The sequence below is a fragment of the Komagataeibacter europaeus LMG 18890 genome (genome assembly GCF_000285295.1).
Classification (GTDB): domain Bacteria; phylum Pseudomonadota; class Alphaproteobacteria; order Acetobacterales; family Acetobacteraceae; genus Komagataeibacter; species Komagataeibacter europaeus.
Window position 1 is genome coordinate 1 of record NZ_CADP01000202.1, and the last position, 2913, is coordinate 2913.

Consider the following 2913-nt stretch of genomic DNA (forward strand, 5'->3'; position numbering starts at 1 on the left):
TTAATTCCTGATCCCAGTGGTTCCGAACCGGATCATCTTATGAGTTGGCAGTTTGACCGGCGATCCGATGCAGGTCCGCATTGTCATATGTCCGGCATCCATCTGCCACCTGCCCCACAAGCCCGGCAATCGCCTTCGCGACAGTTTTCGCGTCAATCGCGCCATATCCAGCAAGCCTGCCGATCATGAACGGTGCCAGCGCCGCCGCCAGCCGCTGACCGATCGCCTCCATCGGTCGTGCCTCTGCACGGTGACCCAGCAACATGCCGGGACGCAGGATGTCCACGCGGCTGAAACCGAGCGCCCTGATGTCGCGCTCGATCTCGCCTTTGGTCCTGAGGTAAAAACCGGGACCGCCCGCCCCCACGGAAGAAACGAGAATGAACTGGCGTGCGCCAAGCGCATGTGCCGCTGTAGCAAAAGCGAGGACATAGTCATGATCTACGCGGAACATGGCCGTCTGCGATCCAGCGGCACGAATTGTGGTGCCAAGGCAGGAAATCGCCACGTCAGCGCCAGTTGGGGCGACGGTCCGTAACGTCACCTCGGGCGCCGCGTACAGGCGTTCGAAATCAATGACATGATCGGAGCAAGATGATTTCCGACGCGTCAGGCTGGTGACGACGGTATCAGGCCGCTTGGCAAGGTCCGCATCGACAGAACGCCCGATGAGACCGGTGCCCCCGATGAGCAGAACGCGCGTCGTCATCGCAGGATCAGATTGGTGATGACGTCGGTTAGTTTGCCGAATGGCGGCTGAAGCAGTGTTGCCGCATTGAAACGCCCCTGTCTGTACACCCCACGGGCATGTGTAAGTGCCATGAAGCCTTCCTTTCCATGATACGCGCCGATCCCACTGTCCCCCACACCGCCAAACGGCAGATCGTCCTGCACATAATGCATCAATGTACCATTGATCGTCACGTTTCCTGAAATCGTGTTCTTCAACACCCTGTCGCGTTCAACGCGGCTGTCGCCAAAATAATACAGGGCCAGAGGCCGGGGACGGGCGTTGATGAAAGCAATCGCTTCATCAAGGTTCCTGTAGGTCAACACAGGCAGGATGGGTCCGAAAATCTCCTCCTGCATGACCGCAAGTTCAGGTCTGACGTCCAGTATGAGAACCGGCGCAAGGACATGGCTGGCGGCTGAATCGCTCCCCATCCGGATGACCTGCGCACCATGCTCCTCGGCATCACGGACCAGACCGCTCAGGCGCTCATAATGATGCGTGTTGAGAATGGCCGTATAATCAGGCGACCCGGCGTAACCGCCCGGATGCAGCTTTTTCACGGCGTCCTGATAGGCTGCGGCAAAAGCGTCCCTGTCGCCTTCATGAACCAGCACATAATCCGGCGCGATGCAGGTCTGCCCGGCATTGGTCAGCTTGCCGAACGCCACGCGCTCGGCCACCTGCTGCATGGAAAAACCGGGCGCGATCACCACGGGCGACTTGCCGCCCAGTTCAAGCGTGACCGGGGTGAGATTGCGTGCCGCCGCCTCTGCCACCTTCTTTCCGACCGCCGTGCTGCCGGTGAACAGGATATGATCGAAAGGCAGGGCCGAGAACGCGGCGCCCACTTCGCCACCGCCGGTTACGACAGAAACCTGTTCCGCTGGAAAGGCAGCCTGAACGATCTCGCCAATCACTGCCGATGTAGCCGGTGTAAATTCCGACGGTTTGAGCATGGCCCGGTTGCCGGCGGCAATCGCTGTTGCCAAGGGCACGAGAGCAAGGGAGACCGGATAATTCCACGGCGCAATAATGCCCACGACGCCCACTGGCTGCCGGACCACCCAGGCGCGACCACACTGGAAATAGGCCGATACGTGGCGACGTTCCGGTTTCATCCAGCACCCCAGATGCGCGATCATGTAATTGATCGACTGCACCAGCGGGATCAGTTCCACAATGGCGCTTTCGCGTTCCGACCGCTGGCCAAAATCCGTTTTCAGGGCGCGCACGATCTCTGTGCGCCGCTTCAGGATTTCAGCTTTCAGGCGGCGCAGATTGGTCCGCCGCTGTTTTAGGCCGGGTGGCCCGGCATTCAGGAACGCGGCGCGCTGGCGGTCGAGAATACGGTTCAGGTCAGCGGGCGTAACATCGGACATCGCGTCCTCCATGTTTACAGGAGAAACTTATGCAGGCAGAATATGGAGCATGACGATCTGGTGTCAATAAAAGTTTCTTGTGTAAACATGGACCTCACGAATGAGTGAAACCAGGGACCGCCCCTACCATCACGGCGACCTGCGTCGTGCCCTGATCGACACGGCGCTGAACATGCTGGCCACAGACCAGAACTGGGCGTTCACCCTGCGGGAAGTGGCGCGACGCACGGGTGTCAGCCACGCAGCCCCTTACAAGCATTTTCGGGATCGCGAGACGCTGCTGCGCGAATTGGCCCGGATCGGCTTCGTCCGGCTTGGGAAAAGCATGACAGAAGCCATGTCTTTGGGGCTGCCTTCCACGCGCGCGCAATTCATGGCTGCGGCGCAGGCCTGTATTGGATTTGCGTGTCAAAATCCCGGTCTTTATCGGCTGATGTTCAGTTCCGATGCCGACAAGACGATAGATCCGTCACTGCATGACGCGGCCATGAAGACCTTCGGGATTCTTCTGGGGCTTCTGGAAAGGGGACAACGCGACGGAAGCTTCCGGCCGGTTGCCGTCAGTGCCCTGGCGGCGGCAGGTTGGGCGCAGGTGCACGGCCTGGCCATGCTGGCGATCAGTCATCAGTTGCTTGAAGAGAAGGTCGGGTCAGCCCCGGTTCCGGCGGCACTGGACGTGTTGCTGGATGGCATGTGCTGCACCGATTGACTGGACTAACGCCAAGTTGCTCAAGCACGCATCCGTTCTATCGTAGTGGTAATCCCCCCATAAAAAGAGTGACTTTTGAATGAGAATTTTCT

Annotated in this window: 3 protein-coding genes; 1 reads left to right on the plus strand and 2 read right to left on the minus strand. The window is 59.3% G+C overall.

Features of this window, described 5'->3' with window-relative positions:
- Window positions 1–37: 37 nt before the first annotated feature.
- Window positions 38–709 (minus strand): NAD(P)H-binding protein, encoded by a 672-nt coding sequence (locus tag GEU01_RS20515; RefSeq protein ID WP_010516413.1) that lies wholly within the window; start codon window positions 707–709, stop codon window positions 38–40.
- Entirely contained in the window at window positions 706–2112 is a 1407-nt protein-coding gene (locus GEU01_RS20520; protein ID WP_019087529.1) for a coniferyl aldehyde dehydrogenase, read from the minus strand. The genes GEU01_RS20515 and GEU01_RS20520 overlap by 4 nt, the downstream gene beginning before the upstream one ends.
- 100 nt (window positions 2113–2212) lie before the next feature.
- Here GEU01_RS20520 and GEU01_RS20525 point away from each other — a divergent pair, with 100 nt between their 5' ends.
- Window positions 2213–2821, plus strand: a complete 609-nt coding sequence (locus GEU01_RS20525; RefSeq protein ID WP_019087530.1) for a TetR/AcrR family transcriptional regulator — start codon at window positions 2213–2215, stop codon at window positions 2819–2821.
- Window positions 2822–2913 lie beyond the last annotated feature (92 nt).

Coding starts and splice junctions, on each gene's coding strand:
- GEU01_RS20515 (WP_010516413.1), bottom strand. CDS start 709: ATGACGACGCGCGTTCTGCTCATCGGGGGCACCGGTCTCATCGGGCGT.
- GEU01_RS20520 (WP_019087529.1), bottom strand. CDS start 2,112: ATGTCCGATGTTACGCCCGCTGACCTGAACCGTATTCTCGACCGCCAG.
- GEU01_RS20525 (WP_019087530.1), top strand. CDS start 2,213: ATGAGTGAAACCAGGGACCGCCCCTACCATCACGGCGACCTGCGTCGT.